Origin of the sequence: Phenylobacterium montanum (assembly GCF_018135625.1) — a bacterium.
Lineage (GTDB): Bacteria > Pseudomonadota > Alphaproteobacteria > Caulobacterales > Caulobacteraceae > Poindextera > Poindextera montana.
In genome coordinates this window covers 997944-1024129 of the sequence record NZ_CP073078.1, presented here as the reverse complement: position 1 = coordinate 1024129, position 26186 = coordinate 997944, and the positions used below count along the sequence as shown (strand labels likewise).

General features: G+C 66.2%; 21 protein-coding genes and 1 tRNA gene. 10 read left to right on the top strand and 12 right to left on the bottom strand.

Annotated features, from left to right (window positions below; all coding sequences use genetic code 11):
- Positions 1 to 232: 232 nt before the first annotated feature.
- The 5 genes from KCG34_RS04605 to KCG34_RS04585 form a co-directional block, all read right to left on the bottom strand.
- A complete protein-coding gene (locus KCG34_RS04605) occupies positions 233 to 1549 on the bottom strand; it encodes a DUF5690 family protein (RefSeq protein WP_249138217.1) in 1317 nt (438 codons plus the stop codon).
- Entirely contained in the window at positions 1546 to 3567 is a 2022-nt protein-coding gene (locus KCG34_RS04600; RefSeq protein ID WP_211939221.1) for a tetratricopeptide repeat-containing sulfotransferase family protein, read from the bottom strand. Before KCG34_RS04600 ends, KCG34_RS04605 begins: the two co-directional genes overlap by 4 nt.
- A gap of 68 nt (positions 3568 to 3635) precedes the next feature.
- Positions 3636 to 6323 carry a TonB-dependent receptor gene (locus KCG34_RS04595; protein WP_211939220.1) on the bottom strand — a complete coding sequence of 896 codons (2688 nt, stop codon included), beginning with the start codon at positions 6321 to 6323 and terminating at the stop codon, positions 3636 to 3638.
- A gap of 372 nt (positions 6324 to 6695) precedes the next feature.
- A complete protein-coding gene (gene phnX, locus KCG34_RS04590; protein WP_211939219.1) occupies positions 6696 to 7502 on the bottom strand; it encodes a phosphonoacetaldehyde hydrolase in 807 nt (268 codons plus the stop codon).
- Positions 7499 to 8641: a TIGR03364 family FAD-dependent oxidoreductase gene (locus KCG34_RS04585; RefSeq protein WP_211939217.1), complete on the bottom strand. Its 1143-nt coding sequence runs from the start codon at positions 8639 to 8641 to the stop codon at positions 7499 to 7501. Before KCG34_RS04585 ends, phnX begins: the two co-directional genes overlap by 4 nt.
- Before the next feature lie 174 nt (positions 8642 to 8815).
- Between KCG34_RS04585 and KCG34_RS04580 the strand changes: the two genes are divergently transcribed.
- Entirely contained in the window at positions 8816 to 9733 is a 918-nt protein-coding gene (locus tag KCG34_RS04580) for a LysR substrate-binding domain-containing protein (protein ID WP_211939216.1), read from the top strand.
- Here the strand turns inward: KCG34_RS04580 and wrbA are convergent.
- Together wrbA and KCG34_RS04570 are read right to left on the bottom strand one after the other, a co-directional pair.
- Positions 9730 to 10329, bottom strand: a complete 600-nt coding sequence (gene wrbA, locus KCG34_RS04575; RefSeq protein ID WP_211939215.1) for an NAD(P)H:quinone oxidoreductase — start codon at positions 10327 to 10329, stop codon at positions 9730 to 9732. The two genes, KCG34_RS04580 and wrbA, sit on opposite strands and share 4 nt — an antisense overlap.
- A gap of 54 nt (positions 10330 to 10383) precedes the next feature.
- Positions 10384 to 11085 carry a pirin family protein gene (locus KCG34_RS04570; protein WP_211939214.1) on the bottom strand — a complete coding sequence of 234 codons (702 nt, stop codon included), beginning with the start codon at positions 11083 to 11085 and terminating at the stop codon, positions 10384 to 10386.
- Positions 11086 to 11202: 117 nt separating this feature from the next.
- Between KCG34_RS04570 and KCG34_RS04565 the strand changes: the two genes are divergently transcribed.
- The 6 genes from KCG34_RS04565 (at position 11203) to KCG34_RS04540 (ending at position 17746) form a co-directional block, all read left to right on the top strand.
- Positions 11203 to 12120, top strand: a complete 918-nt coding sequence (locus tag KCG34_RS04565; RefSeq protein ID WP_211939213.1) for a LysR family transcriptional regulator — start codon at positions 11203 to 11205, stop codon at positions 12118 to 12120.
- Between the two features lie 573 nt (positions 12121 to 12693).
- On the top strand, positions 12694 to 13656 hold the full coding sequence (locus KCG34_RS04560; RefSeq protein WP_211939212.1) for a hypothetical protein: 963 nt from the start codon (positions 12694 to 12696) through the stop codon (positions 13654 to 13656).
- Positions 13657 to 13877: 221 nt separating this feature from the next.
- Positions 13878 to 14840: a hypothetical protein gene (locus KCG34_RS04555; protein WP_211939211.1), complete on the top strand. Its 963-nt coding sequence runs from the start codon at positions 13878 to 13880 to the stop codon at positions 14838 to 14840.
- 830 nt (positions 14841 to 15670) lie between these two features.
- Positions 15671 to 16564 (top strand): MotA/TolQ/ExbB proton channel family protein, encoded by an 894-nt coding sequence (locus tag KCG34_RS04550; protein ID WP_211939210.1) that lies wholly within the window; start codon positions 15671 to 15673, stop codon positions 16562 to 16564.
- 5 nt (positions 16565 to 16569) lie between these two features.
- Complete coding sequence (locus KCG34_RS04545) at positions 16570 to 17016, top strand: biopolymer transporter ExbD (protein WP_211939209.1); 447 nt, start codon at positions 16570 to 16572, stop codon at positions 17014 to 17016.
- A gap of 16 nt (positions 17017 to 17032) precedes the next feature.
- Positions 17033 to 17746, top strand: coding sequence for an energy transducer TonB (locus KCG34_RS04540; protein WP_211939208.1), 714 nt, complete (start codon positions 17033 to 17035; stop codon positions 17744 to 17746).
- Between the two features lie 80 nt (positions 17747 to 17826).
- On the opposite strand, the gene KCG34_RS04535 is transcribed toward KCG34_RS04540, so the two are convergent.
- A complete protein-coding gene (locus KCG34_RS04535; RefSeq protein ID WP_249138216.1) occupies positions 17827 to 18735 on the bottom strand; it encodes an alpha/beta fold hydrolase in 909 nt (302 codons plus the stop codon).
- Positions 18736 to 18803: 68 nt separating this feature from the next.
- Between KCG34_RS04535 and KCG34_RS04530 the strand changes: the two genes are divergently transcribed.
- Positions 18804 to 18880 (top strand) — tRNA-His (locus KCG34_RS04530).
- Between the two features lie 16 nt (positions 18881 to 18896).
- Here KCG34_RS04530 and KCG34_RS04525 read toward each other — a convergent pair.
- Together KCG34_RS04525 and KCG34_RS04520 are read right to left on the bottom strand one after the other, a co-directional pair.
- A complete protein-coding gene (locus KCG34_RS04525; RefSeq protein WP_249138388.1) occupies positions 18897 to 19451 on the bottom strand; it encodes a peroxiredoxin family protein in 555 nt (184 codons plus the stop codon).
- Between the two features lie 78 nt (positions 19452 to 19529).
- On the bottom strand, positions 19530 to 20354 hold the full coding sequence (locus KCG34_RS04520) for an enoyl-CoA hydratase-related protein (protein WP_211939206.1): 825 nt from the start codon (positions 20352 to 20354) through the stop codon (positions 19530 to 19532).
- A 119-nt stretch (positions 20355 to 20473) separates the two neighbouring features.
- Here KCG34_RS04520 and KCG34_RS04515 point away from each other — a divergent pair, with 119 nt between their 5' ends.
- Positions 20474 to 21877: a peptide MFS transporter gene (locus KCG34_RS04515; protein WP_211939205.1), complete on the top strand. Its 1404-nt coding sequence runs from the start codon at positions 20474 to 20476 to the stop codon at positions 21875 to 21877.
- A gap of 7 nt (positions 21878 to 21884) precedes the next feature.
- Here KCG34_RS04515 and KCG34_RS04510 read toward each other — a convergent pair whose 3' ends face one another.
- Together KCG34_RS04510 and KCG34_RS04505 are read right to left on the bottom strand one after the other, a co-directional pair.
- The gene (locus KCG34_RS04510; protein WP_211939204.1) at positions 21885 to 22496 is read right to left on the bottom strand and encodes a response regulator; all 612 of its coding nucleotides are present in this window, start codon (positions 22494 to 22496) and stop codon (positions 21885 to 21887) included.
- Positions 22493 to 23827 carry a sensor histidine kinase gene (locus KCG34_RS04505; protein WP_211939203.1) on the bottom strand — a complete coding sequence of 445 codons (1335 nt, stop codon included), beginning with the start codon at positions 23825 to 23827 and terminating at the stop codon, positions 22493 to 22495. Before KCG34_RS04505 ends, KCG34_RS04510 begins: the two co-directional genes overlap by 4 nt.
- Before the next feature lie 173 nt (positions 23828 to 24000).
- On the opposite strand from KCG34_RS04505, the gene KCG34_RS04500 reads away from it, so the two are divergent.
- Positions 24001 to 26154, top strand: coding sequence for a TonB-dependent receptor (locus tag KCG34_RS04500; protein ID WP_211939202.1), 2154 nt, complete (start codon positions 24001 to 24003; stop codon positions 26152 to 26154).
- The last annotated feature ends 32 nt before the right edge of the window (positions 26155 to 26186 follow it).

Genomic DNA, 26186 nt, shown 5'->3' with positions numbered 1-26186 from the left:
CGTAACGCGCTGGACCATCGTCCCAAGCGCTTTGCCAGAGGGTCTCGGAAATATTGTATATAAATCAATGCATTATCATATCTGGATGCGATGAAGATTGTTGGCCTCGCTGTTGGCCTTCTCAAGCTTTTTCAAAATAAAATCGAATAAAACCAATGTTTTAATGCGTCATTGATCTCCCGCCCCCAGGCACCATTCTTTCTCCCTGAAGCAGAAGATGGCGCACCGCCGCTCAGGCGGCTCTGTGATTCCTCAGGAAATGCCGCGCCGACAGGGCCGCGCAAACGGCGCACAGCGCCGCCGTGGCGTAGGCCGCGTCGCGGAAGAAGCCCAGCCAGTCTGCGTGCAGGGTGGCGAAGTCGCGCAGCAGCATCAGGCCGACCGAACCGGCATAGCCGGTGGCGTCGCTGAGATAGATCAGGAATCCCACATTGCCGGTCTCGCGTGTCACCGCGATCATGCGGTCGAACAGCACGGCGTTGTAGGGCACATAGGCCATGTAGAGGCCGGCGCCCGAGAGGATCATCCAGCTCAAGGGGTCGATCAGCCCCATGGTCTGGGCGATGGTCGAGCCGGCCAGCAGCACGGCGCCGAAGCCGATCATGCCGTGGACCAGCATCAGGGCCTTCAGGTTGTCGCGCACCTTGATCAGGGCCGCCACGGCCGCCAGCGTCACCACCGCCACCGGCAGTTCGCTGCCGGTGAACATGGCCGCGACGTTGCGGTAGCCCAGAGCTCGCCAGATCTCGGCGGCGAAGTTGTCGCGGAAATCGCGGAAGGCGGTCAGCAGCACATAGGCCAGCACGAGCGGGACGAGCGCGCCCCAGTGACCGGCCACGAAATTGCGGCGCTGGGTCCGATCCATCGGTGAGCGCGGGCTGCGTTGGGCCTTGTCCGCCTCGTTCGGTGGTGGAATGGCCGAAAGGCCCATGACCGCGATGATCAGCAGCGGGAAAAACACCGCCCCGGTCGCCGCCGGCATCCAGAACTCGGTGACCTGGAAGTGGTCCAGTAAAATGCGGCCGATCGATTTGACGACGCCGGAGGAGATCACGAAGCTGGCGCAGAGGATTGCGCCCAGGACCTCGGAGGTGCGCCGACCCTCCAGATAGCTGATCACCAGGCCCCAGATCAGGCCCAGCGGCACGCCATTGAGGAACAGGCAGGCCACGTTCCAGGGCGCCGGCAGGATCGCAAAGAGTACGAGAGCCGCCCAGGCCGCGGCGATCAGGCCAAGGATGGCGACGCCTCGCCGCCGCTGTCCGAACTCGGCGATCAGCTTGACCCCGACGATCTTGGAGAAGGCATAGCCCAGTGTCTGGGCGATGATCAGGGCGGTCTTGTAGTCCAGAGCGAAGGGCCAGCCGGCCACATGATCGAAACTGGCCGCCGCGATCGGCTTTCTGAAGGCGTACATGGCCGAATAGGCCGAGAGGGCGGCGAGTCCCGCGAAGGCGCAGAACAGGGCCGGCGGCGCCCGCTCGAGCCAGGCGGTCAGGCCCCCGCGGCGCGCGGGCGAAGGCGCGACAGCCTCTTCGAGAACGCTCACGCGCGTTTGCTCCTGTATCTGATCACCGCGTCGCCCAGCGCGTCCTTCAGCGGCCCCAGCCAGGGCTCGTAGGCCCGCCACTGGTCCAGCCCGTCGCGAAAGATGGGCTGGCGGACCTGTTCGGAGCTCGGTGTCCGCACGCTGCGCCTCGTCTTGTGGAATTCGATGCAACCGGGTTCGAAGTCGAGGCCGCAGTAATCCAGGATTCGCCGCACGCCGCTCTCCAGATCGTCGATAATGTCCTCGTGGTGCACCCGCAGCACGCGGCCTGGCAATGCGCGGTCCCAGTGTTCCATCAGGTCGAGATAGGTGCGGTAGTAGCGGGCGATGTCCTCAGGGCTGTACGAGAATTCCTGGCCCTGGGCGAACAGCTGCTTGAGGTTCGAAAAGCAGCAGGCCATCGGTTCGCGCCTGGCGTCGATGATCTTCGCTTTTGGCAGGATCAGGTGGATCAGGCCGATGTGGCGGAAATTGTTCGGCATCTTGTCGATGAAGAACGGCCGGCCGGAGCGATAGACTTGGGTGTCGGCCAGGTACTTTTCGCCCATCTGGCGGATGTCGTCGGCGGACAGGTCTTCGAGCGCGCCCGGGTAGCGGGGATCGTCGAGGTCCGGATCGCGGCCTTGCAGGTCCAGGGCGAAACGCTGGATGTCGGGCAATTCCTGAGTGCCCTCGACCTGCGAATGGGAGGCCAGGATCTGTTCCAGCAGGGTCGACCCGGCGCGCGGCAGGCCGAGGATGAAGATCGGGTCGGGCCGCGGATCGCCCCAGCCGGTTCGGCGCTCGAAGAACGCGCTGTTGCAGACCTCGATCTGACGCCGGGTGTTGGTCTCCAGGATCTCCGGGCGGTAATGGCTTTCATTACGCCTTAGCCGGTTGCCGCGTTCGTAGAACGACCAGGATCGCTCGATCTCTCCGCGGTCCTCGAACGCCTTGCCGAGGGCGAAGCAGAGGTGGGTGCGGTCTTCCGTCGAGATCGAGGCGGAGGCCTCCTCGGCCTGCATGCAGGCGATTTCGGCGTCCTCGAAGCGGTAGGTCTTGAGGTTGGCGAGGCTCCAGTAGGCGTCGCCGAAGCCTGGCCGCGCCGCAGCCGCGCCGCGATAGGCTTCGATAGCGGATGGAACCTGTCCAGTGGTCTTCAGGGCATGACCTAACCAGAGCTGGATGTCCGCGGACCCGGGGACATCCGCCAGCATGCCGCGATAGATCTCGATAGCCACCTCCTGCTCGCCCAGTCCCACAGCGGCGGTGGCGGCAAGGGAGCGGTAGTCCAGGTTGCCGGGATCGATCGCCAGAAGTTGCTGGACCTGTTCGCGGGCCTGGGCGTGCTTGTGCCGGTTGATCAGGGTCTGGGCGTAGTCGTAACGGGCTGCGTGATGGTCGGGCTCCAACGCCAGGGTCGCTTCGAGCAGTAGCTCCGCATCGTCCAGCACGTCGTGGGCCATGCCGATCTTTGCGAGAAGGCGCATCGCCTCGGGATGGTCGCCATGGCGTAGGAGAAAGGCGCGGATGATCTGTTCCGCCGGGACGAGGTCGCCGTCGGAAAACAGCGAGGTGGCGGTCACCACCTCCGGCGGCATGGCCTTCAGCGTGGCGACGTGGGCGGCCGCCTTGGCGGCGTTTTCGGCGTCGCCGGCGATGCGATAGACCCCTTCCAGCATGCGCCAGCTCATCGGCAGGGCCGGATTGATGTTCACCGCCTGCAACAGCGCCTCGATGGAGCGCGGGGCATCCTTGAGCGCGACGAAGCAGAGCCCGCGTTCCTGGTGGCCCAGGCTGAAGCGCGGTTGCAGCGCCACCAGCCGGTCGAGCGCTTCCAGGGCCTCGGCGATGCGGCCGAGCAGCCGCAGGCTGCCGCCAATGATCAGTAGGAGATCGCGATTTTCCGGGATCTGCGCCAACAGGGGGAGGGCGCTCTGCAGGGCCTCCTCGTACTGGCCCTGCTGCTGCAAAGCCCGCAGGCGGCGCACTTCGTGTTCGATCGGCGAGGAGGCCGCGGTCGCTGGGGTGATCTGCATGAAGCCCTGTAAAGACGCGGCGGGCGTCGCCGCCCGCCGCGGATAGTCACACTAGTTTGGGTCGGACACTAGAAGCTGGCGTTGATCTTCACGCCGTAGGTGGTCGGCCGGAGTGGCACCTCCGATTTGATGAACTGGGCCGACGAGGTGAACATGCTGGCGTGCGAGTTCCCCAGATTGGCCCCGAACACGGTCACCGTGTACTTGCCCATGTCGATGCCGGCCGAAGCGTCATAGGTCGTGTAGGACGGCTGCTTGTAGCGCAGATAGGTTGTGGTCGGGATGGTCACGCCCTCGCCCGACTGATAGGTGGCCGGCTGATTGAACATGCTGCCGGTATAGTTGGCCCCGACCGTGGCGAAGGCCGTCTTGTCGCCGATCTCCCGCTCGTAGCGGGCGCGGATGGTGCCCTGGAACTTCGGCGAAAACGCGGGGGTCGAGCCGACCGAGCCGAACGGGTTCTGGAACGGATTTCCCTTCACCTCGGTGATGCACTGCCCGACCTTGGCTCGATTGGGATCAGTGTCGCCGGCCGGCGTCGCGATATTGGCTACCAGGCAGGGCGAGTTCGCCTGGGTGGCGTCATTGTAGGACGCCGAACCCTGCACCGTCAGCTCGTGGGTGACGCGGCCGACGAATTGCGCCTCGACGCCCTTGACCTCGTAGTTGGGGCCGTTGACGCCGAAGGTGGTGTTGCCCAGCTGGGTCGGGTTGAAGAACAGGAACTGAACGTTTTCCCACTGCATGTAGTAGGCGGACAGGTTGAACTGCAGACGATGATCTAACAGTTCGCTCTTGAAGCCGATCTCGTAGTTGGTCAGCGAGTCCGGCGCGTATGAGTTGGGCTTTTCGTACTGCGCGAAGCCATCGGCGTCCTTGGCCACGCCCTTGACCGAGCGGTTGAAGCCGCCGGGCCGGAAACCTTGTGAGAACGTGAAATAGGTCAGCACGTTGGGCGTGATGTGCCAGGTGACGTTCGCGCGGCTGCGGAAGCCTGTGTAGACCTTGTGGTCGTGGGCGGCGTCGATGTTCACGTCTGCGGCGGAGCAGACCAGCACATTGGCGCAGGCGGTGCTGGTGCCGTACTGAGTTCCCACCTCGTATTCCGAGTACCGGTACCAGCGGGTGCCGGCCGTAACGGTGAGGACGTCGGGAATGACGTCGAAATCGACCGAGCCGAACACCGCGTCCTGGTCGTAGCCGCGCTGGGCGTCTTCACCGAAGGCGGTGCTGTCGCTGCGCAATCCGGGATGGTTGGTCGTCGTGCCCGGCAGGGGCCCCACGTCGCCAACGCAGGTCGCCCCGCCCGCAAGGGCGATGGGGAGGGTCGTCGCGTTGCAGGCGGGGATCGTCCTGTAGTTGAAGTTCTGGTCGTCGTAGATCTTGAAATCTTCGAAAAATACGCCGCCGATCGCCCGGATGCGCCAGGTGTCCGGCGTGCTCAGGCGCACCTCATTGGTCAGGTGGGTGTTCTTGACCGTGTCCTGCCAATAGCCGTTCGGCGAATAGCAGCTCGGCGATCCCGCCCAGCCTGTGCCGCCGCCGACGCATTGGTAATACATGCCGCCGGCCGTGCGGGAATAGTTCACGTAGTCCATCTGCTCGGAAATGTGCCGGGACATATAGGACCCGGTATAGACGGCCTTCAGCGGGCCGATCTTGCCGTTGATGGTCCAGGCGGTGTTCTCGTAGCTGTCCTTTTCATAGGACGGGTTGAAGGCCGTGATTTGGAGCGGTTGAAGCTTCTGGCCATCTGAACCGATCGGATACGCCGCGGAGATGCCCTCGGCGTCCAGATGCTGGGCGCTTTCGGAGATCAGGACGTTCCAGTCGTCGTTGATCTGGTAGAGCGCTTCGACTCGGCCGCCCAGATAGTCGGCCGGGTTCCAGTTCTTATGAGCGATATTGTAGTTGTTGATCGGCCCGGAATTCGGCGGTGAGCACGGATTGGTTCCGGCGGGGGGCAGGCCGTTGGGGCAGAGCCCGTTGGCGCCGGGCTGGATGTTGAAATAGCTGTTGCCGAGGTCGGAGTTCTTCCGCGTGAAGGTGCTCGGCACGTTGTTGATGTAGCCGCCATGGTGATCGTCGTAGATCACCGCGCGCACCGCCAGCTTGTCCTGGATCACCGGCAGGTTGATCACCACATTGGCGCTGCCGTTGGCGCCGCCGCCTACCGTTCCGCCATAGCTGCCCTCGAAGGCGCCCGAATAGACGTTCAGTTTGGGCTTGTTGGTGATGTAGCGCACCGCGCCGGCCTCCGCGCCGCCGCCGAACAGGGTGCCCTGCGGGCCCTCCAGCACTTCGACGCGCTCCATGTCGGCCATGTAGATGTCGACGTTGCGGGCCGGGAACTGCATGGACTGGTCGTCGAGATAGACCGCGACGTTCGGGAAGTTGCCGGCCGTGGCGCTCGACTGGTTGCCCGCGAAGCCGGCCGAGAGGCCGCGCATGTAGATGTTGCCCTGGCCCGGCCCGTTGTTCGCGAAAGTGACGTTCGGCGTATATTTCAGGATGTCGTCCAGCGTGGTGACGTTCAGCTTCTGCAGGGTCAGGCCGGTCATGGCCTGAACGGTCATGGGGACCTTCTGCACGCTTTCGTCGCGGCGCTGCGCCGTGACCACAATGGCCTCGATGCCGGGGCCGGCGGCGTCCGCCGCGGCGGCGGCAGGCGCGGTGGCCTGATCTGCGGCGTTGGCGCTGGCCGCGCCGCTCAAGAGCGCGGCGACCGCGCAGGAAATCATATAGCTGGCTCTCATGACCTCATCCCCCGTAGACGCCGGCAAACAGCCGAACTGCGCCGGACGAGGTGAAGTCCCCGCTCGGACGCCGAAAACAGTCCGAATGGAAACTGAGCGAGGGGAGCGATTGGAGCTAATATTTAATAGCGAATGCGCTTATAGGTCAGACCTATGAGCGGGAACGTCATAAAACTGTATTGAAAACGATGCGTCGCGAAAGTTTCACGTGTGACGCAGCAATCGAATAATTGTTTGAACTATTTCGACTGAATCTGTGCCTTTTTGCGCCGCGGGTGATGGATTTTCTGCGATCGGACAGTCTGGCGCCGGTCATCGGCCCCCGTCCGTTGTGCGAAGCGGCCTGTCACAAAACCCGAGGATAGTGGCCGCTCAGGGCCGCATGCCGCGTTCGATGCGGGTGGCGATCTCGGACAGCACTGGCGGCAGATCTGCGACGCTGTCCACCACATAGTGCGCGCCGGCCGCCTTCAGGGCCGCGGCGGCGGCCTCGATCCGCTCGCGCCGCACGACGGGATTCAGGGCCGTCAGCGTGTCGTGGTCCAGGCCCACGCCGTTGCCAGAGGCGGCGACGCCGACCGCCCAGGCGCCGGCGGCGCGGCCTTCGCCCATGCCCACCGGCGCGTCGTCGACCTTGACACAGGCGCTCGCCGGCCAGGCGCCGATCTCGACCAGGGCCTTCCACATCATCAGCGGGGAGGGGCGCCCCTCAAGCGTCTCGCCGGAACAGACCACTGTGTCCGGGGTATAGCCCTGGTCGGCCGCGCGGGGCAGGATGTCAGTCATCATCGGCCGGGTGTAGCCAGTGGTGGAGCCGATCTTGATTCCCTGTTCTCGCAGATAGGCCGAGAGGGCGGCCGCGCCGGGGATCAACTGGGCGCAATCGGCCGCGGCGGCGCGCATCATAGGCTCGACCGCGTCGTGGAGAGCCGTCACGTCGCCTTCGCCAGACGGGGCGCCGCGAGCGGCGAGCCAAGCCTCGGCGATGCGCGGCATGGCCAGAAGCGCGCGGATGTGGTCGCGCTTGGCCCGGCCCATGTCGGCCCGCGCCTCGGCCTCGGTGATCTCCACGCCGGCCTCGGCGAATACCCGCTGAAGCGCCACCACGGGCGCGCGGCAGCCGTGGTCGATCATGGTCCCGGCCCAGTCCAGCACCACCGCCTTGATCGCCGAGGTCATGCTGCGTCTCCCATCTTCACACCATAGAGTTCGCCGATCACCTCCTCGGCCAGGCCGAAGGCGGTGGAGGCCCCGTTGCCAGCCGTCACCACAACCAGCCGCACGCCCGGCGCCGGCGTCTCGACGAGGCTGTGGCCTGGGGCCGAGGCGTAGGTTCCTGTCCAGCGCTCGATCACGGGAGGCGGCGCCTGGCCGAACACGGCGGCGAACTCATCCAGGATCAGCTGGTCTAGGGCGTCGGACGAGAACGGATCGGGTGTCGGGGCATAGTCGTGGCTGTCGCCCACCACCAGGCTGCCGTCGGCGCTCTGCACCACGATCAGGTGCACGCCGTGGGCCAGGTGACTGCGCTGTTCGGACAGCAGCCGCGCCTTCAGGGCTTCGGCCTCGGGCAGGGCGGCGTAGCCCAGGTAGCGAACCAGGCTGAGGTCGGACATCACCGCCGCCGGCAGGCGCCAGCCCGGCGCCGCCAGGCGCAGCATCTGCAGCTTGCAGCGAGTCACGCCAGCCTGGGTAAAGCTGTCCGGGAACAGGCCAAACAGATCGTCGCCAGGGCAGACGACGATGGCGTCCGCATGGATTGACCCCTGGCTGGTCACCAGCAGGCCGGTCTCGACCGCTTGGACCGTGACGCCGCGGCGGAAGATGACCCCATGGGCTGCTTCCAGCCAGGCGGCCAGGCGCGGGATCGCCTGACGCGACTCGACGCGCAGGTCGACGTCGCTGATGAGGGCGCCTTCGAGCGCCGGGGGCTGGACCGGACCCAATTGTCCGGATGCCTCGTCCTTACCCAGCCAGCGGCAGCCTCCGGCCATGTCGGTCTCGAGGAAAGCTTGCAGCACCGCCGCGGCCTCAGGGCGCTGGGCCGGCAGGACCAGGCCCGCATGTTCGATGGCGATCCCCGCTGGCCCAGCGACCTCGGCCCACACGTCGCGCGAACGGCGGGCGCGGCGCCAGATCAGGCCCTGTTCCTGTCCAGTAACGGTGACGAAGCCGAAATTGCGGATCGAGGCGCCATTGGCCTGGGCGTCGCGGTCGACCACCACCACCTGCTTGCCCAGCCGCGCCGCCGCCAGGGCGTGGGCCAGACCGACTATGCCGGCGCCGACGACGGCGAGATCGAAACGCTGTTCTGACAAGGCCGGCGATCCTTCACTGTATATAGAGCCCGCGCGCGAGGCGTCCGCTTTTCATCCCAAGGCCGCGCGCGACGCCAAGCCTTTGCTTGGATGCGGGGCATAGCCGGGGCCTATGGCGGCGCGCCGGCGCCTTGTCATGCGGACGTCATGGAGCGCGCTTATCGGCAACTTCCCATGGCTGCAAACTATCAGCACCTGCGCGCCTTTCACGCCATCGCCAAGGAAGGCAGCGTCACCCGCGCGGCGCGGCGGCTCAACGTCGCCCAGCCGACCCTGTCCCAACAATTGAAGGCGCTGGAGGAGCGGCACGGGGTGCAGCTGTTCGAGAGCCGCAAGTCGCCCTTGCAGCTGTCGCTGGCCGGGCGCGACCTGTTCGCCTTGACCGAGCGCCTTTTCGCCGCGGCGGCGGAGGTCGACGAGATGCTGGACGAGGGCGCCGGGCTGATGGGCGGCATGCTGCGCCTGGGCTCGGACTCGCCCGGCTATGCGGCCCGCCTGGTGCAGGGCTTTCGTCGGCTGCACCCACAGATGGGCGTGCAGGTGCGCATGGCCAATGGCAGGGACGTGGTGCGGCTGCTGGCCGAGGCGGAGGTCGACGCCGCCCTGGTCAGCGACCCGCCCGGCGACGACGCGTTCAGCTACGACCCGCTCTATTCCGACGAGCTCTGGTGCGCCCTGCCGGCAGGGCATCCTTTGGCGGACCGTCATGAGGTCAGCATCATCGAACTGTCGCGCGAAGTGATGCTGCAGCGGGAGACCAGCTCCAAGACCCGGGCCTTTGCAGACCGGGCCATGGCCGCGGCGGCGGTCGAGCCGGCCTCTGTGATCGAACTGCAGAGCCGCGAGACCATTCGCGAGGGGATCGCTTTGGGCCTCGGCGTCAGCATCTTCTTCGCCACCGAATGCCCCCCAGACCGCCGCATCGCCTATCGCCCACTGGACGCGGCGACGCGGGAGTTTCGGCTGCAGAGCTATTTTGTCTGTCTGAGAGAGCGCCGCCGCAGCGCGCTGATGCGGTCGCTGCGGGGCGTGGTGAGCGCGATCCAGGCGGAGCAGGGCGGCCGCCTGGCCCCCCCGCAGGCCCTCAACTAGCCTTTCAGCTTCGCCGCCGTCTCGGCGATCTTGCGGCCCTGGTACCGCGCGCCGGCCAGTTCGTTGGCGCTGGGCTGGCGCGAGCCGTCCCCGCCGGCGATGGTCGAGGCGCCATAGGGACTGCCGCCAGTGATTTCGTCCAGGGTCATCTGGCCGGCGTGGCCGTAATCCAGCCCGACGACCACCATGCCGAAGTGCAGCAGGTTGGTGATGATCGAGAACAGGGTCGTCTCCTGCCCGCCGTGCTGGGTCGCGGTCGAGGTGAAGGCGCCGCCGACCTTGCCGTGCAGGGCGCCCTTTGCCCAGAGCCCGCCGGCCTGGTCGAGGAAGGCGGCCATCTGCGAGTTCATGCGGCCGAAGCGGGTGCCGGCGCCGATGACGACGGCGTCGTAGTCGGCCAGTTCGGCGACTGTGGCGACCGGCGCCTTCTGGTCGAGCTTGAAGTGGGCCGCCTTGGCGATCTCTTCCGGAACGGTCTCGGGCACGCGCTTGACGTCGACCTCTGCGCCGGCTTCGCGCGCGCCCTCGGCGACGGCGTTGGCCATGGTTTCGAGATGGCCATAGGCAGAGTGATAGAGCACCAGGACCTTGGTCATGGTCGGGTTCCTTCTAATTCTTGAGGGTAAAAGGGTAGGGGGACGGACGCGGCGTCAGGCGGCCGCGTCCACCAGCACCAGTTCGGCGTCTTCCAGGGCCTTGATGCGCAGCACCGCCTCGTCGGCTATGGCCGCGCCGTCGCGCTCGCCGATCACGACGCCGTTGATCTCGATCGAGCCCTTGGCTGGCACCAGATAGCCCAGGCGGTGGGCGCCGATCTCGTAGTCGGTCTCGTCGCCGGCCTTCAGCGTCGCGCCCAGCACGCGGGCGTCGGTGCGGATCGGCAGGGCGTCGGCGTCTTCGGAAAAGCCGCTGGCCAGGGCCACGAACTTGCCGGCCCGCTCGCCCCTGGGGAAGGGCTTGGCGCCCCAGCTCGGCGCGCCGCCGTGCTGGTTCGGCTCGATCCAGATCTGGAACAGGCGGGTGGTTTCGTCTTCCAGATTGTATTCGGCATGCCGGACCCCGGTGCCGGCGCTCATGACCTGGACGTCGCCGGCCAGGGTGCGGCCCTTGTTGCCCATGCTGTCCTGGTGGGTGATGGCCCCCTCGCGGACATAGGTGATGATCTCCATCTCCGCGTGCGGGTGGGGCGGAAAGCCGGTCCCGGCGGCGATGGCGTCGTCGTTCCAGACGCGCAGGGCGCCCCAGTGCATGCGCTTGGGATCGTAGTAGTTGGAGAAGGAGAAGTGGTGCTTGGCGTCCAGCCATCCATGGTTGGCGCCGCCGAGGCGTTCGAAGGGCCTGCGGTCGATCATGATCTGTGTCTCCCCTTGGGCGCCGAAGAAGCCAGCGCCGCGTTCGAGGGAGAAGATGGCGACTTGATCGATGGATAAAAATAGAAATGATTGAAACGGATCGTTTCTGGAAACGCCATGATCGCCCTGCCTGATTTCGAAGCCTGGGCCGTTTTCGCCAAGGTGGCGCAAACCGGTTCGTTCTCCCGCGCCGCCGAACAGCTCGGCCTGTCCAAGGCGACCGTGTCCAAGGCGGTCACCCGCCTGGAGCGGCGCCTGGGCGCACCGCTGCTGCACAGGACCTCACGCAAGCTGTCGGTGACCCAGGCGGGGCTGGCGGTGCTGGAGCGCGCCAACCGGATCCTGGCGGAAGGGGAGGCGGCCGAAGCCGAAACCTCGGCCCAGGCCGCCACGCCGCGTGGCATGGTTCGCATGGCTGCGCCGATGTCGTTCGGCGTGGCGCACCTTGCGCCCCTGCTGCCCGAGTTCCTGGCCCTTTATCCCGAGGTCGAGATCGACCTGCACCTTGGCGACGAGCAGGTCGACCTGGTCGGTGGCGGTTACGACCTGGCGCTGCGCATCGCCGCCCTGGCCGATTCAAGCCTGAGGGCGCGGCGGCTCTGTTCCGTTCGCCGGCCGCTGGTCGCGGCGCCGGCCTATTTCGCGCGCAACGGCATGCCGAGGCATCCGCGCGAACTCCAGGCGCATGAGGGCCTGATCTACACCAACACCGCTTCGCCCCACGTCTGGCGGTTCCGCCACGCCGAGGCGGGCGAATATGTCGTGAACGTGCGCGGGCGCCTGAAGGTCAACAATGGTGACGCCATGGGTCCGGCCCTTCTGGCGGGGCTGGGCATGGCTCTGCTGCCTGAATTCATGGTGTGGCGCGAGCTGCGGTCCGGCGCCTTGCTGGAGGCGCTGGCCGACTGGACCACGGAGCCAATCGCCCTGAATTTGGTGACCCCGCCCGGGGGGCTCAGGCCGGCGCGGGTCGGGGTTCTGCTCGATTTCCTGGCCCGCCGATTCGCAGGGGCGCCGTGGGCCTCGCCGACCTGAGCGCTGGCTCTCCCCCAGCCAAGCTTGGATTCCTCCCCGCGACCCTTGTGGCGGACTGTCGCAAGAAGGGGCGAAACCGCCCTGTTTCGGCCGCTGCAGCAAAGCTTCCAGCGCGTTAATCCATTTCCTCCATCTCCCGCTCAGATCGACGCCGCAGTGTTCCCTGCGTCACAGGCCGTTTCGGGTCTCGCATGGTGCGTGGATCGAACGGCCCGGCCGTCGGCGGGGAATCAGAATTCTGAAGAAATCAAAGAGATGCAGAGGCCGATAACGCCGCTCTCAGAATAACACCTCTTGTCGGAGGGTATTATGAGCAGGGTTGTCTTGCGCCGAGTTGCTTAACGGTCTGTTCGTAATTCAGATCTTGGTAATTCCGGTGTTAAGGATTTCGGAAACCGATGTCCTTTCAACTGGGGCATGATTGGGGCGCGGGGCGACGAAAGCGCGGCAACCTGCCGCCGCCCAAAACCGGCTGAACTCAGCCAGGGTCGACCCGCGAAATTCAAAATCGCCTTGTCGCCGGGCGGAAGTCCCTGTGGCGGCCAGGCGCCTCCAACCAGATGAGGTCAGTTCATGTCGAGTATCTTCAGCCGCCTGGCCGGGGCGGTGACGGCGAGCCTTTGCCTGCTCGCGGCCCCAGCCCTCGCCGCGGTTCCGCTGAAGTGGGCGCCGCCCGCCCTGGTCAACCCGGTGGTGATCACCATCGGGTCGGGCTTCTTCCACGCTCGCGTCGCCACCAATCAGGACTGCGTGCTGCGCTGGCCGTCCACCAAGCATGTCGGCACGGTCTGGATCGAAGGTTGCCACAACCTCGTCTCGATGGGCGGCTACAACACGGTTCCGCCGGCCAAGCTTTCCAGCGGGGCCGTCGACACCTCCAACAACGCCAATTCCCGCATCCTCTATCTGAGCGCGACGACCGGCGTGGCCCACATCGAGGGCCTGCTGGGCGATGCGTCGGGCGGCGCCATGTCGGACGGTATCGACATCAACGCCCCTCAGGCGACGGTCGAGATCGAGAACGTCCGCATTGACGGCATCTACGGCTACAACGACCAGTTCCATGCCGACTGCATCCAGCCGTTCGGCGGCGTGAAGGCGCTGCGGGTCGACCACTTCACCTGCAACACCGCCTACCAGGGCCTGAGCATCTGGCCTGTTTCGACCAGCCCGGTGGGTTGGACCGCCGATATCGAGAACACCAACGTCACCTCGATCGGCACGCAGATCTGGGGCTCCCACAACAACGGCGGCTATCTCTACTGGCCCTGCGCTTCCTACAGCTGCAGCAATATGGCTCTGACGTCGTTCAAGAACGTCTATCTGAAGCCGCGCCCGACAAATTCTTTCGCCATGACGGTCTATTCGACCTCGCCGGGCGTCCTGATCCATCCGCCGGTCGTCAGCGGCGCGAGCATCAGCTTCCCGCAGCTGCCGGTGATCAGCGGCGTCACCTATGGCGTTCCGCCCGTTGGCGATTTCGTTCCCGTAAGTGTCGCGGGCCTGCACTACGTCTCGACCGGATACGGCCTCTGATGCGCGCAACGGCCGGCGAACCAGGTGTGACCGTGGTTTCGTCGGCCGGGCGATTCGTTAATGAAATGTGTCGGTTAGACCGTGCAGGGTGCGGCATTCGGCCGCGCGGCTCAGCTCGCAACCCTTTTGCGGGCTCTGCGTATTCGGACCCAGGCGTCCACCATCGCCGGGCGGGCAGAACGCCGTCGGCGAACTCCAAGCAACCTGAAAGGCTCGACTTTATGCCGAACCCCCTGCGTCGCCCGCTCTGGGCGGCACTCGCGGGCCTGTGCCTGCTCGTCGCCCCGGCCCTGGCTTCCGCCGGAACCTTGAAGTGGCGACCGCCGACCCTCTACAACCCGGTGGTTATCAACATCGCGGCCGGCAATTTCATGGCCTCGCCCATGAACCACCCCGACTGCATCCTCAACTGGCCGAAGACCAAGCACGTCGGGCGGGTTCAGATCTTCAACTGCCACAACGTGGTGTCGATCGGCGGCTACAACACCGTGCCGCCGACCTATCTGTCCAATGGGACCGTCGATAAATCCAACAGCCCGGCCAGCCGGATCCTCGAGGTCAGCGGCGCCACCGGCGTAGTGCATATCGAGGGCCTGCTGGGCGATGCGTCGGGCGGCGCCATGTCGGACGGCCTGGTGTTCAACTCGCCGGCCGCCACGATCCAGATCGAGAACGTCCGCATCGACGGCATCTACGGCTATTCCGACCAGTTCCACGCGGACTGCCTTCAGCCATTCGGCGGGGTCAAGGCGCTGCGTATCTACAACTTCACTTGCCGCACGGGCTATCAAGGCATGTCGATCTGGCCGGTCTCGACCAGCCCGGTCGGTTGGACCGCGGACATTGAGCGGACCAACATCGTCTCCATCGGGCCGATCATCTGGGGTACGCACAACGACGGCGGCTATCTCTATTGGCCCTGCCGCGACACCGCCTGCACCAACATGGCGCTGACATCTTTCTACAGCGTCTATCTGCAACCGCGCTCGGGCGCTTCCTTCGCCAGCACGGTCTATTCGACCTCGTCGGGCGTTTTGGTCTCGACGCCGCTTGTCACCACTTCGACCATCACCTTCCCGGGGCTGAGGGTGGTCGGCGGGGTGAACTATGGCGCGCCTCCCGGAGGCGACTTCGTGCCCGCCGGCGTGGCTGGCGTCAGCTACGTATCCCCCGGATACCAATAGGACTGGGACGGTCCTCGGGCCGAAACCCCGCTTCAGACGCCCGCTGGCCATCGCCGGCGGGCGTTTTCCTTTGCTGGGTTCCCAGGGGTTCGATTCGAGCTGTGATCGTCGTTTGGTATCCCCACATGCGCGTCGCGGCCGAAGCGCCGCCGCTCGCAACGCCACTTCCATGGCTCAGGTTGTCCGGGGAGGGCCGGGAAAAGTTCCCGGTTCCATCGGGATTTCGTGCCCGATCCAATCCTTTTGGGGCGCAAGCGTGACAAAATCTGGGCGGCGGACCGCTCAGATTTTCATCGTCCGGCCTCGCCGCTTCCTAAGGCTCTGATTTTTTTCGACGGCGAACGGGCGCCCTTGCCCGAGCGCCGTTACCGGCGGCTGTGACCTGACGGGCAATTTTGTGATAACAGATCGCGCTGCGCTGCAACGAAAATCAGGCTTTTCCTCTCGGGAAAGCACAAATTATCAATCGCACCTCGATTGTGCGCTGCAACAAGAAGTCTTTTGCGTCGGCGCCCCACATTTGGAAATGAATCCTTCGCCCTTGACGATGTTCGAAGGGGTTGCCATTGGAGCGCGTTCCGCAAGTCTAACCTTGCGGTAATGTTCCGTCGGCCTCAGGCCGATGGGGCTTCGGCGGTGCGTCACGGCCGCTCTCGGCGCCTCCCTCAGATAGGGCGGAGGCCAGTGAGCGCAACGGGACGAAACGGCGAAAATAAACTGAAATCGGTTCCGCAAGGGGGCGGTTTCGGGCTAACGAATTCACGGGAAGACGCTCTCGCGCGACGACCCTTCGGTCCAAATGTGCTAGACCAAGCAGGAACTGGCGACAGATGCTCAACAAACGAACGACCCCCATCATTGCTCTCCTCGGCGCCGCGGCGTTGGTGATGAGCACGCCGGCTCTCGCTCAGACGGCGGCGTCTTCGGCGGCTTCCTCCGCCGCCAGCGCTCCGGCCGAATCCGGCGCCCCGGCCGACTCCTCGGTTGCTGCCTCCGCCGCTCCGGCCGACCAGTCCGCCGAAGCCGCCAAGGGCCCGCAGAAGCTGACCATCCCGGTCATGTTCGGCAACGCCACCCTGGTGGTGAAGATCGTTATCCTGGGCCTCCTGGCCTGCTCGGTGTTCTCGTGGGTGATGCTGGTCACCAAGCTGTTCGAGTTCGCCGGCCTGAACCGTGAATCGGACAAGTTCCTGGAGTCGTTCCGCACCGCCCGTTCGGTCGCCGACATCAACCGCATCGCCACCTCGGAAGAGTTCGAAGGCAACCCGATGGCCGACATGGCCGCCGCGGCCGCCACCGAAGTCGAACTGTCCCGCCAGGCTGGCCTGTCGGTCACCGGCGAACATCGCGACACCACCCTGACCCGCGCGTCCTCGGCGGTCGTGGCCGTTCAGGCCTCGCTGGCCAAGCGCCTGTCGGGCGGCATGCAGTTCCTGGCCTCGGTCGGTTCGACCGGCCCGTTCGTGGGTCTGTTCGGCACCGTGTTCGGGATCATGAACTCGTTCATCGGCATCGCGAACACCAACACCACCAACCTGGCCGTCGTGGCGCCCGGTATCGCTGAAGCGCTGCTCGCCACCGGCGTCGGCCTCTTCGCCGCTATCCCGGCCGTGGTCATGTACAACTTCTTCCAGACCCGGATCTCCGCCTACGGCACCCGGTCGGAAGGTTTCGTGGCTGAAGTCCTGAACGTCATCTCGCGCCAGCTCGATAAGGGGGCGTAATACCGATGGCCGCCAAACTCGCAGGGGCTGGCGGAGGTAAGTTCAATATCGAGTCGAACCACGAAATTAACGTCACGCCCTTCGTGGACGTTATGCTGGTTCTCCTCATCATCTTCATGGTGGCCGCGCCAATGGCCACCGTGTCGGTGAAAGTCGACCTACCTCCCGCGGTGGCGCCCGTCTCGAAAAGCCCGCCGAAACCCGTTTACATCACGATCCAGGCCGACGGCTCGCTGCACATCTACGACTCGCCCACTGACCTGGACGCGTTGGGCGGCGACCTCCGCCGGCTGATCGGCAAGCGGGACCCGACCAAGGAGCGCATCTATATCCGCGCCGACAAGCTGACCCTCTATGGGGACTTCATGGGTGTGATGGACAAGCTCCAGGACAATGGCTTCTACAGCGTCGCTCTGATCGGCACCGATCAGCGCGGGCACAAGCCAAGTTAGGAGCTCGCGGAACAGCATGGCTGATCAAGAGCATCCCGAACACGCGCACCACTACGACCCGTTGACGGCTGACCGCCGCCCGCGGCGGAACCGGACCGGCTTCTATGTCGGCCTGGGTTTCGCGGCGGTGCTGCACACCATTATCGGCGTCTATATCTACAAGGCGAAGTTCGAGCCGAAGTACCAGGAGTTCTCCGACGAGGCGGTGAAGGTCAACCTTCTGCACCCGCCGCCGCCGCCGCCTCCGCCTCCGCCTCCGCCTCCGCCGCCCAAGAACGCACCGCCGCCGCCGCCGCCGAAGGTCGCTCCGCGTCCTCCGGTGCCGCCGCCGCCGGGCCTGCCGCCGCCGCCGCCGCTAGAGCTGCCGCCGGCGCCTAAGGCCCCGCCGCCGCCGCCGGCGCCTGCGCCGCCCTCGCCGCCCCACCAGGCGGTGATCACGCAGCCGGACTTCGCCCGTCGCCCCGATGAGGACGACATGGCGCGGTACTATCCGGACCGTGCGCAGCGGAACAACGTCGAGGGCTCGACCACGGTGAAGTGCACCGTGACGTCGAAGGGCCAGCTGGTGAACTGCGAAGTGCTCGCGGTGACCCCGGCCGACATGGGCTTCGACTCTGCGTCGATCGCCCTGTCGAAGATCTTCCGGCTGAAGCCGATGACCAAGGACGGTGTCCCGGTCGACGGCGCCAGCTACACCTTCAAGATCACCTGGCGGCTGCCGAAGGAGTAATCGGCAGGCCTGTCAGGGCTCTAATGCAGCGCTCCGGAGCGAAAGTTCCGGGGCGCTTTTTCTTTTGAGGGATGGCTTTGTCAGCCGCTCAGACCCTTGGCCGTCATCCAGGCCTTCAGCCGCGCATTGACGCCGTCAGGATCGTCCTGCTGCACCCAATGCGAGGCATGGGGCAAGCGCTCGAGCGTCAGGTCGCGGACATAGGGACCGTAGCCTTCGGACAGCTCGACCCCGACGAAGGGGTCCTTTTCGCCCCACACCAGCAGGGTCGGGACCTCGATCCGCCGCGCCCGGCCCGGGCCCCATTGCGGCAGGCTGAGGGTGTTGGCGCGATAGTAGTTGACCATGGCGGTCATGGCGCCGGGGATGATCGCGTTCCTGCGATAGTGATCCAGCACCTCGGGTGGGAAGGCGGCCGGATTGGCGGTGGTGTTCGCAAAGGTCCGGCCCACCTGCTGGCCGCCGGCGGCGGTCAGCATGGCCTCGGGCAGCCACGGGATCTGGAACATGCCCACGTACCAGGATTTGGCGCGTTGTCGCCAGCCTGAGCGCATGTGCTCGATATAGACCGCCGGATGGGGCACGTTCATCACCACCAGGCCGTCCAGCGGGCGCAATCGCTCGATGGCGAAGGCCCAGGCGATCAGGGCGCCCCAGTCGTGGCCGATCAACAGCCGCCGCCGCGCGCCCAGGGCGTCGAACATGGCCGCGACGTCCTCGATCAGGCGCTCCATGCGATAGGCCGCCTTGCCCGCCGGCTTGCTGGAACCGCCATAGCCGCGCAGGTCCGGCGCCACCGCACGCCAGCCCAGCGCCGCCAGGGGCTCGAGCTGATGTCGCCAGGAAAAGCGGCATTCGGGAAAGCCGTGCAGCAGGAGGGCGACGTCATCGCCCTCGCCAGCCTCGTCATAGGCGAAGGAAAGGCTATTGGCGGCCAGCTGGCCAGTGCGGATGTCAGGCATAAGGCCAAGATGGCTGGGCGTGATCATGGCCGCAAGCCTCGCTCGGCGCTTGATCCTCGCCGCGGCACAGACTAGAGAGTGGCCCCTCGCGATGCGCCGCCTTAGCTCAGTTGGTTAGAGCGCCAGATTGTGGCTCTGGAGGTCCCCCGTTCGAACCGGGGAGGCGGTACCATCGCAAATCCCCAAATTCAGTTGATCGGTATCGAGGCCGGCCGGCCCTGGCAGGTGGTGGGCACGCTGGGCTGGCGTACGCTCGGCGTCATGCAGCGGGGCAAGGCGTCGATCGCAGCGATCGCGGCGCCAACGTCCGGCGAGCCGTAGCTCGAGGATATCAACCTCGCCTCGACGGCGCCCCTTGGCGTCAGCACCAGCACGCTAGGCTGTCGGCGCTCCAAGGGCAGAGGCGTGGTCATGCTGACGACGGAGAGTAGCGGGTAATCTATCGCCCATCTGCGAGCCGTGACGGCCAGCGTCTCGGGGCTGTCGCGACTGACCACCGCCAAACCATAGCCACGGCTTGCCAGGTCGGCGCGCGAGGCTCGAAAGTTCGCCAGTCGTCGCCGACATTCCGGGCAATGCCTTGCCGAACGGAAGACGATCAGCACCAAGCCGCTCGGCCCGGCGAGGCCCGTGAGGCTGGCGGGACGACCCGCCGTATCCCTGGCCCCGGCGAGCAGATCCGCGGCCTGGGCTGAAGCCGCCAACAGGGTCGAGGCGACGATCGCCAGGGCGTAGACGGTCATTTTCAAGGAGAGCGCCTTTGCGTCGGCCGATCAGATGTCAGTTCGCACAACGGCGGGAAAAGGTTTCATCCCCGCGACCTATCCTTTCCAATCTGCGGCCCGCTTCTCCATCCAGGCCTTGACCCCTTCGGCATAGTTCGGATGGCGGATCATGGTCTCCAAGAGGCGCTCGGCCTCGGTCACGGCCGTGGCGGCGTCTCGGTGCAGGTCGCGATAGATCTGGCGCTTGGTCTCGCGGGCCGAGCCGGGCGCGACCGACGCCGCCAGTTTTCGCGCATAGTCCGTGACGTGGATCATCAACTCATCGGCGGGAAGCACCTTGTTGAGGAAGCCCATCTCCAGGGCCTCCTCGGCGGTGAATATCCGGCTGGACAGCAAGAGGTCGTTGGCATGGGTCAGGCCGATGATGCGCGGCAGCACCCAGGACAGGCCGAACTCGGCGGGGAAGTTGAAGCGGCCATGGGTGGTGGTGAACCTGGTCCCGGCGGCGGCGAACCTCAGGTCGGCGAAGGCCGCCAACACCAGGCCCACCCCCGCCGCCGCGCCGTTGATCGCCGCGATCACCGGCTTTCCGATCCCGAAGTGGTACGCGAAGCTGGCGTCGAAATGCGGGTCGACCCCATAGCCCGGCCGGGCGATGTCCTCCGCCGTGCCGGGGTCATAGCGGCCCTTCTCCGCATGGCCCTCCAGGGCGCCCAGGTCGGCGCCGGCGCAGAAGGCCTGGCCCTCGGGGTCGCCGGTGACCACGATCACCCGCACCGCCGGGTCCTTGTCCGCCTGGTCCAGCAGCCAGCGGTATTCGGTGTGCATGCGCCCGGTCCAGGCGTTGCGCCGCTTGGGCCGGGAAAGGGTGATGGTGGCTATGCCGGCTTCCAGGGCGTAGCGGGTGGTCTTCAGCTCCATAACGGCGTTCCCCTTGTTTTGGCCGTTTTTCACTGGCTGCTGGCGGCCATGCAACCCGCTGCGATTGCCTTGCGCCCCGCAAAACGGGATGGTGCGCGAAAATCTCCGGGGGAGGAGTTATGATCACCAGTGTTTCCGGCGCCAGTGCGCCGGTCGACAAACGTTTTATCGGCCATCCGCTGGGCCTGCTCTTTCTGGTCGTCGGCGAGGGTTTCGAGCGCTTCGCTTACTACGGCACCAGTTCGATCCTGGCCCTTTTCCTGACCAAGCAGCTGTTGTTGCCCGGGCATGTGGAGCACGTGCTCGGCATGGGCGCAGTGCGGTCCATGCTGGGCGCCAGCGGCGTCACCATCGTCGCCTTTGCGACCCTGCTGGTCGGTCGCTACGGCTTTCTCTGCTACGTCACGCCGCTTGTCGGCGGCTGGGTGGCCGACCAGTGGCTTGGCCGGTCCAAGACCATAACCTTGGGCGCCGCCCTCATGGTGCTCGGCTATGCGCTGATGGCGTCGGAGGCTTCCTTCGTCATCGCCTTCGCTCTGATCCTGATCGGCGTGGGTTGCTTCAAGGGCAACATCGCCGCCCAGATCGGCGATCTTTATGCACCCGACGACCTGCGGCGCAGTTCGGGCTTCCAGCTGTTCACGCTCAGCATTCAGGCCGGCTCGATCTTTGCGCCGATCGTCTGCGGCGGCCTCGCCCAGGCCTTCGGCTGGAAATACGGCTTCTTCGCCGCCGGGGCGTCTATGGCCCTGGGTCTGGCGACCCTGGTGATTGGCCAGCCGTGGCTGCCGAAGGCCGCCAAGAGCCGCGCCAATGACGGCGAAGCGCGCGTGCCGTTGACCAAGCGGGACTTCGTGCTGATCGCCATCCTGATCGCCATGGTTCCGGCGCTGTCGCTGTCCTCGCTCGGCAACCAGCAGATCTTCAACACCTATCTGATCTGGGGTGATCAGCACTACAACCTGCTGGTGGGGGGCAAGGCCATGCCGGCCTCGTGGCTGGTGTCGCTGGACGCGATCGTCTCGGTGGGATGCCTGATTTCGGTGCTGGCGTTCTGGCAAATGTGGTCGCGATTCTGGCGCGAGCCGCAGGACCTGGCCAAGATGATCATCGGCTGCCTGATCTCGGCCACCGCGCCGCTGTTGCTGGCCCTGGCCAGCATGCAGGAAGCCGCCACCGGTCAGAAGATCGGCCTCGGCTGGGGGCTCGCCTTCCACATCGTCAACGACATCGGCTTCGTGAATGTCTACGGCGTCGGCATGGCCCTGTTCTCGCGCGTGGCGCCGAAGTCGCTGAGCGGGGTGATGATCGCCGTCTACTACTTCTATCTGGCGTTCGGAAACGAGCTGGCCGGCCGCCTGGGCGGCCTGCTCGAAAGCATGGGGCCGATCAAGTTCTGGCTGCTGCACGCCGGCCTCTGCGCCGCAGGCGCCGTCATGCTGCTGCTGTTCGGCCTTGTGTTCGGCCGCTTCCTGAAGGCCGAGCACGAGCCGGATCTGGTCGCAGAGCCAGCGGCGGCCTGAGCCGCCGTCAGGCCACCCCGGCCTCGATCGCCAGGCGGACGAGGTCGGCGGTGCGGGCGACGCCGAGCTTGGACTTGATCTGGCTGCAGAGGTTGGCGGCGGTCTTGTAGGCAACGCCCAGTTCGGCGGCGATCTCGGACAGGCTCTTGCCGCCGGCCAGAAGCCGCATGATTTCGATCTCGCGCGGGGTCAGCTGGTCCACCGACTGGTCGTTCCCGCCGCGCCAGGCCAGGGCCTGGGCGATCTCGGCCTCGACATAGCGCCCGCCGCCCAGCACCCGCCGCACGGCGGTCAAGAGCTCCTCCGGCGCGGCGTTCTTGCTGACATAACCGCTGGCCCCGGCCTCGAGCGCCCGCGCGGCATAGAGCGGCTCGGCGTGCATGCTCAGGATCAGCACGCGCGTGCGCGCCACAGCCAGGATCCGGCGCATCAGCTCGACCCCGCCCAGGCCCGGCAGGTTCAGGTCGAGGATTACGAGGTCGATCGCCCGCCCGGCGATCATGGCCAGGGCCTCGCCGCCATCCTGGGCCTCGAACACCTTGTCGCTGGACGAGGCTTCCAGAAGCCGGCGCAGGCCGGCGCGGACGATGGCGTGGTCATCGACGAGCAGGATATTCATGCGGGCGCTGGGTCCTTGATCCGGTCGGGCAGGGGAGTCTGGGCGAGGATAGTCCAGCCGCGGGGCGAGCCGCGGGTGATGCTGAGCGAGCCGCCGACGGCCTCCAGCCGCTCGCGCATGCCGACCAGGCCGAAGCGCGGGCGCCCGTCGTCCTGGGGACCGGCGAATCCGTCGTCGGCGATACGAACCGAAAGCAAATGGCCAGCCTCGAGGCGCAGCTCTACCTCGATGCGGCGCGGCTTGCCGTGGCGGATGGCGTTGCTGAGCCCCTCCTGGACCACGCGATAGGCCACCTCCTGGATCGCTTCGGGCAGGTCGTGCTCTTCGACTAAGACGGCCACTCGGAAATCCAGGTCTGGCTGGCGACTCTTCCAGAACTCGACCAGGTCCTCGATTGCGGCGGCGAAGCCCAGCTCCGTCAGGCGCGCGGGGCGGAGGCGGGCCAGGATATCGCGCACCTGGCGCTGCATCCGCGCTACGGAGGCCTGGATCGACTTGGCGTGCTTCAAGGCCTCGTCGGTCTTTCCAGCGGCCAGGGCCTGGCCGATCATGCTGGCGTCGATATTGGCGGCGAACAGGTGCGGGCCGAACTCGTCGTGCAGGTCGCGGGCGAGGTCGGCGCGCTCCTCGTCCTGCAGCTTCAGCACCTGTTCTTCGAGGACCCGCGTGCGCCGGCGCATCTCGGCGAGGTCGCCGGTCATGCGGTTGAAGCTGCGGCCCAGGCGGACCAGCTCCTTCGGGCCTTTAAGCTCCACGCGCGCGCCATAGTCGCCGCCGCCGACGCGGGCCAGGGCCGCGCCCATCGCGCCCAGGGGCCTCAGCGCCCGACCGATCAGGAGGTGCACCAGGACCACGCCCGCCAGTCCGACTGCGGCGGTCACGGTCAGGGCGCCGACGAACTGGCGCCAGCTGTCGGCGACGTCGTTGTCGGGCGCGGCGCGCAGGACGATGCTGGTGGATCCGGACGGTGCATTCACGACGACGTCGTCCAGCTGGGGGTCGAGCAGGGCGCGGTAGGCGGCCGGTGCGCCCAGAACCCGGCGATAGGGGACAGAAGCGATCGGCTGGCGGTCCGGCTCGCGCAGGATGGCGATCACATGGCGATTGCCGTTGAAGGTGGCCACCAGCTGGTTCAGGTCCCGCTCGGGGTGGTCGGAGCGGGGCAGGTCCTCGAAGGCGCTGCGCACCGTCTGGCGTCCGCCCATCAGCGCCGCCTGCAGTTCTTCACGCAGCACGCGGCGCGCGTCCCAGGTGGCCAGGGCCGAGCCTACGGCCGCGCCCAGGATCAGCACCAGGGCGATGGCCATCAGCACCCTCAGGCGCAGGGACATGGCAGGCTCGCGGGAAGGCTGGTGCAGAGTCGCGTCATCTTGTCGTCCAGCTTTCTAGCAGGAAGCGCGGGATCGGGAAAAATTCCCGATCGGATCGGGAACTGGGCCTATCGCCGCCTCCCGCCGGCCCCACTAAAGCACATGCGAACGTTGTTCAGTTTGAGGGTTTGCGTTTGCTGGTCCGTGATTTGAAGGCCGCGCTGCTGGCCGGCGCGATGGGCGCGGCTTTGGCGGCGCCCTTGGCCGCCTATGCCCAGGAGGCCGCCGCGCCCCGGCAGGCGGACAGCCCAGTCACCGACATCGTCGTCACCGCCGCCCGGCGGCTGTCCGAAGCCCGCGCCAGCATCCAGCCCCAGGTCGGCGCCTCGACCTACACCATCGACTCCAAGGCCATCCAGGCCCTGCCGGGCGGCGACAACGTCTCGATGAACCAGGTGGTGCTGCAGGCCCCCGGCGTGGCTCAGGACTCCTATGGTCAGCTGCATATCCGCGGCGAACACAACGGCCTGCAGTTCCGCCTGAACGGGGTGATCCTGCCCGAGGGCCTCAGCGTGTTCAGCCAGGCGCTCAGCCCGCGCCTGGCCGACAAGATCCAGCTGATCACGGGCGCCCTGCCGGCCGAATATGGCCTGCGCACCGCCGGCATCGTCGACATCACCACCAAGTCGATGTTCGACAACAGCGGGCAGGCCAGCGTCTATGGCGGTAGCCACGATCAGGTCCAGCCCAGCGTGGACTACGGCGGCTCCAGCGGCTCGCTGAACTATTTCGTCTCGCTGGGATATTTGCACAACGACCTGGGCGTCGAGTCGCCGGACGGCCGCTCGAACCCACTGCACGACCGCACCGACCAGTTCCAGGGCTTCGGCTATCTGGAGGACACGATTGATCCGGAAACTCGGGTCTCCCTGATCGCCGGCTCCTCGATCCAGCGCTTCCAGATCCCGGATGTCGCCGGCGAGACGAGCACCTTCACCCTGCCGAGCGGGCAGGCGATCAATGTCGATGGCCAGACCGCCTATCCCAGCGACCGGCTGAACGAGAACCAGCGCGAGGTCACCCACTATCTGATCGGCAGCTACCTGCACACGACCGACCGCTTCACCGGCCAGCTGTCGCTGTTCGCGCGCTATTCGACCCTCAGCTTCGCGCCGGATGTCCTGGGGGACCTGATCTATAACGGCATCGCCCAGACCGCCGCCAAGTCGGACACCGCCGGCGGCCTGCAGGCCGAGGGGGTCTATCACCTGACCGAGGCCCACACCTTGCGCGGCGGGGTGATCGTCGAGATTGACCGTTCCACCAGCCAGACCAGCTCGCAGGTGATCCCTCTGGCCGAGGACGGCGGCCAGGCGAGCCAGACGCCCGAGACCATCATCGACAATGGCGCCAAGACCTCAGGGACTTACAGCGTCTACCTGCAAGACGAGTGGAAGCTGCTGCAGGACCTGACCCTGAATTACGGCCTGCGTTTCGACCAGTTCGACGGCTATCGCGACGAGAACCAGGTCAGCCCCCGCGCCAACCTGGTCTGGCTGCCGCTGGAGCACACCACCGTCCACATCGGCTACGCGCGCTACTTCACCCCGCCGCCGTTCGAGCTGGTGGCGGCCGAGACCATCGGCAAGTTCGCCGGCACGACCGGCCAGGCGGGCGCGGGCCTCGACACCACTCCCTATGCCGAGCGCGCCGACTACTACGATGTCGGGGTCGAGCAGACCGTGATCCGCGGCCTGACCGTCGGGCTGGACACCTATTACAAGCGCTCGCGCCACCTGATCGACGAGGGCCAGTTCGGTGCGCCGATCATCCTGACTCCGTTCAACTATGATCGCGGCGTCCAGTACGGCGTCGAGTTTTCCAGCGCCTATCAGCACGGGCCGCTGTCGGCCTATTTCAACCTGGCCTATGGCCACGCCCAGGGCCGCGACATCGTCTCCAGCCAGTTCAATTTCGCGCCGGACGAGCTGGCCTATATCAAGACCCACTACATCTATCTGGACCACGACCAGAAGTTCACCGGCTCGGCCGGGGTCTCCTATCTGTGGCGCGGCACGCGGATGAGCGCGGACCTGATCTATGGCAGCGGCTTGCGCGCTGAGGGGGCAGCGCCCAACGGGCGGGAGCTTTCGCCCTATACGACGGTCAATCTCGGCCTCTCGCACCGCTTCAAGGACGCGCCCCTGGGGCCGGTGGAGCTGCGGCTCGATGTGGTGAACCTGTTCGACAAGAAGTACGAGATCCGCGACGGCACCGGCGTCGGGGTCGGCGCGCCGCAGTTCGGCGCCCGGCGCGGGATCTTCGGCGGGATCACCAAGGAGTTCTAGGCGCCGCCGTCCATGTCCGAAAACCGCGAGAC

Coding starts and splice junctions, on each gene's coding strand:
- KCG34_RS04505 (WP_211939203.1), bottom strand. CDS start 23,827: ATGTCCCTGCGCCTGAGGGTGCTGATGGCCATCGCCCTGGTGCTGATC.
- KCG34_RS04600 (WP_211939221.1), bottom strand. CDS start 3,567: ATGCAGATCACCCCAGCGACCGCGGCCTCCTCGCCGATCGAACACGAA.
- KCG34_RS04545 (WP_211939209.1), top strand. CDS start 16,570: ATGGCCGCCAAACTCGCAGGGGCTGGCGGAGGTAAGTTCAATATCGAG.
- KCG34_RS04525 (WP_249138388.1), bottom strand. CDS start 19,451: ATGACCGTCTACGCCCTGGCGATCGTCGCCTCGACCCTGTTGGCGGCT.
- phnX (WP_211939219.1), bottom strand. CDS start 7,502: ATGACCTCGGCGATCAAGGCGGTGGTGCTGGACTGGGCCGGGACCATG.
- KCG34_RS04555 (WP_211939211.1), top strand. CDS start 13,878: ATGCCGAACCCCCTGCGTCGCCCGCTCTGGGCGGCACTCGCGGGCCTG.
- KCG34_RS04595 (WP_211939220.1), bottom strand. CDS start 6,323: ATGAGAGCCAGCTATATGATTTCCTGCGCGGTCGCCGCGCTCTTGAGC.
- KCG34_RS04515 (WP_211939205.1), top strand. CDS start 20,474: ATGATCACCAGTGTTTCCGGCGCCAGTGCGCCGGTCGACAAACGTTTT.
- KCG34_RS04550 (WP_211939210.1), top strand. CDS start 15,671: ATGCTCAACAAACGAACGACCCCCATCATTGCTCTCCTCGGCGCCGCG.
- KCG34_RS04565 (WP_211939213.1), top strand. CDS start 11,203: ATGATCGCCCTGCCTGATTTCGAAGCCTGGGCCGTTTTCGCCAAGGTG.
- KCG34_RS04540 (WP_211939208.1), top strand. CDS start 17,033: ATGGCTGATCAAGAGCATCCCGAACACGCGCACCACTACGACCCGTTG.
- KCG34_RS04535 (WP_249138216.1), bottom strand. CDS start 18,735: ATGATCACGCCCAGCCATCTTGGCCTTATGCCTGACATCCGCACTGGC.
- wrbA (WP_211939215.1), bottom strand. CDS start 10,329: ATGACCAAGGTCCTGGTGCTCTATCACTCTGCCTATGGCCATCTCGAA.
- KCG34_RS04570 (WP_211939214.1), bottom strand. CDS start 11,085: ATGATCGACCGCAGGCCCTTCGAACGCCTCGGCGGCGCCAACCATGGA.
- KCG34_RS04510 (WP_211939204.1), bottom strand. CDS start 22,496: ATGAATATCCTGCTCGTCGATGACCACGCCATCGTCCGCGCCGGCCTG.
- KCG34_RS04580 (WP_211939216.1), top strand. CDS start 8,816: ATGGCTGCAAACTATCAGCACCTGCGCGCCTTTCACGCCATCGCCAAG.
- KCG34_RS04520 (WP_211939206.1), bottom strand. CDS start 20,354: ATGGAGCTGAAGACCACCCGCTACGCCCTGGAAGCCGGCATAGCCACC.
- KCG34_RS04560 (WP_211939212.1), top strand. CDS start 12,694: ATGTCGAGTATCTTCAGCCGCCTGGCCGGGGCGGTGACGGCGAGCCTT.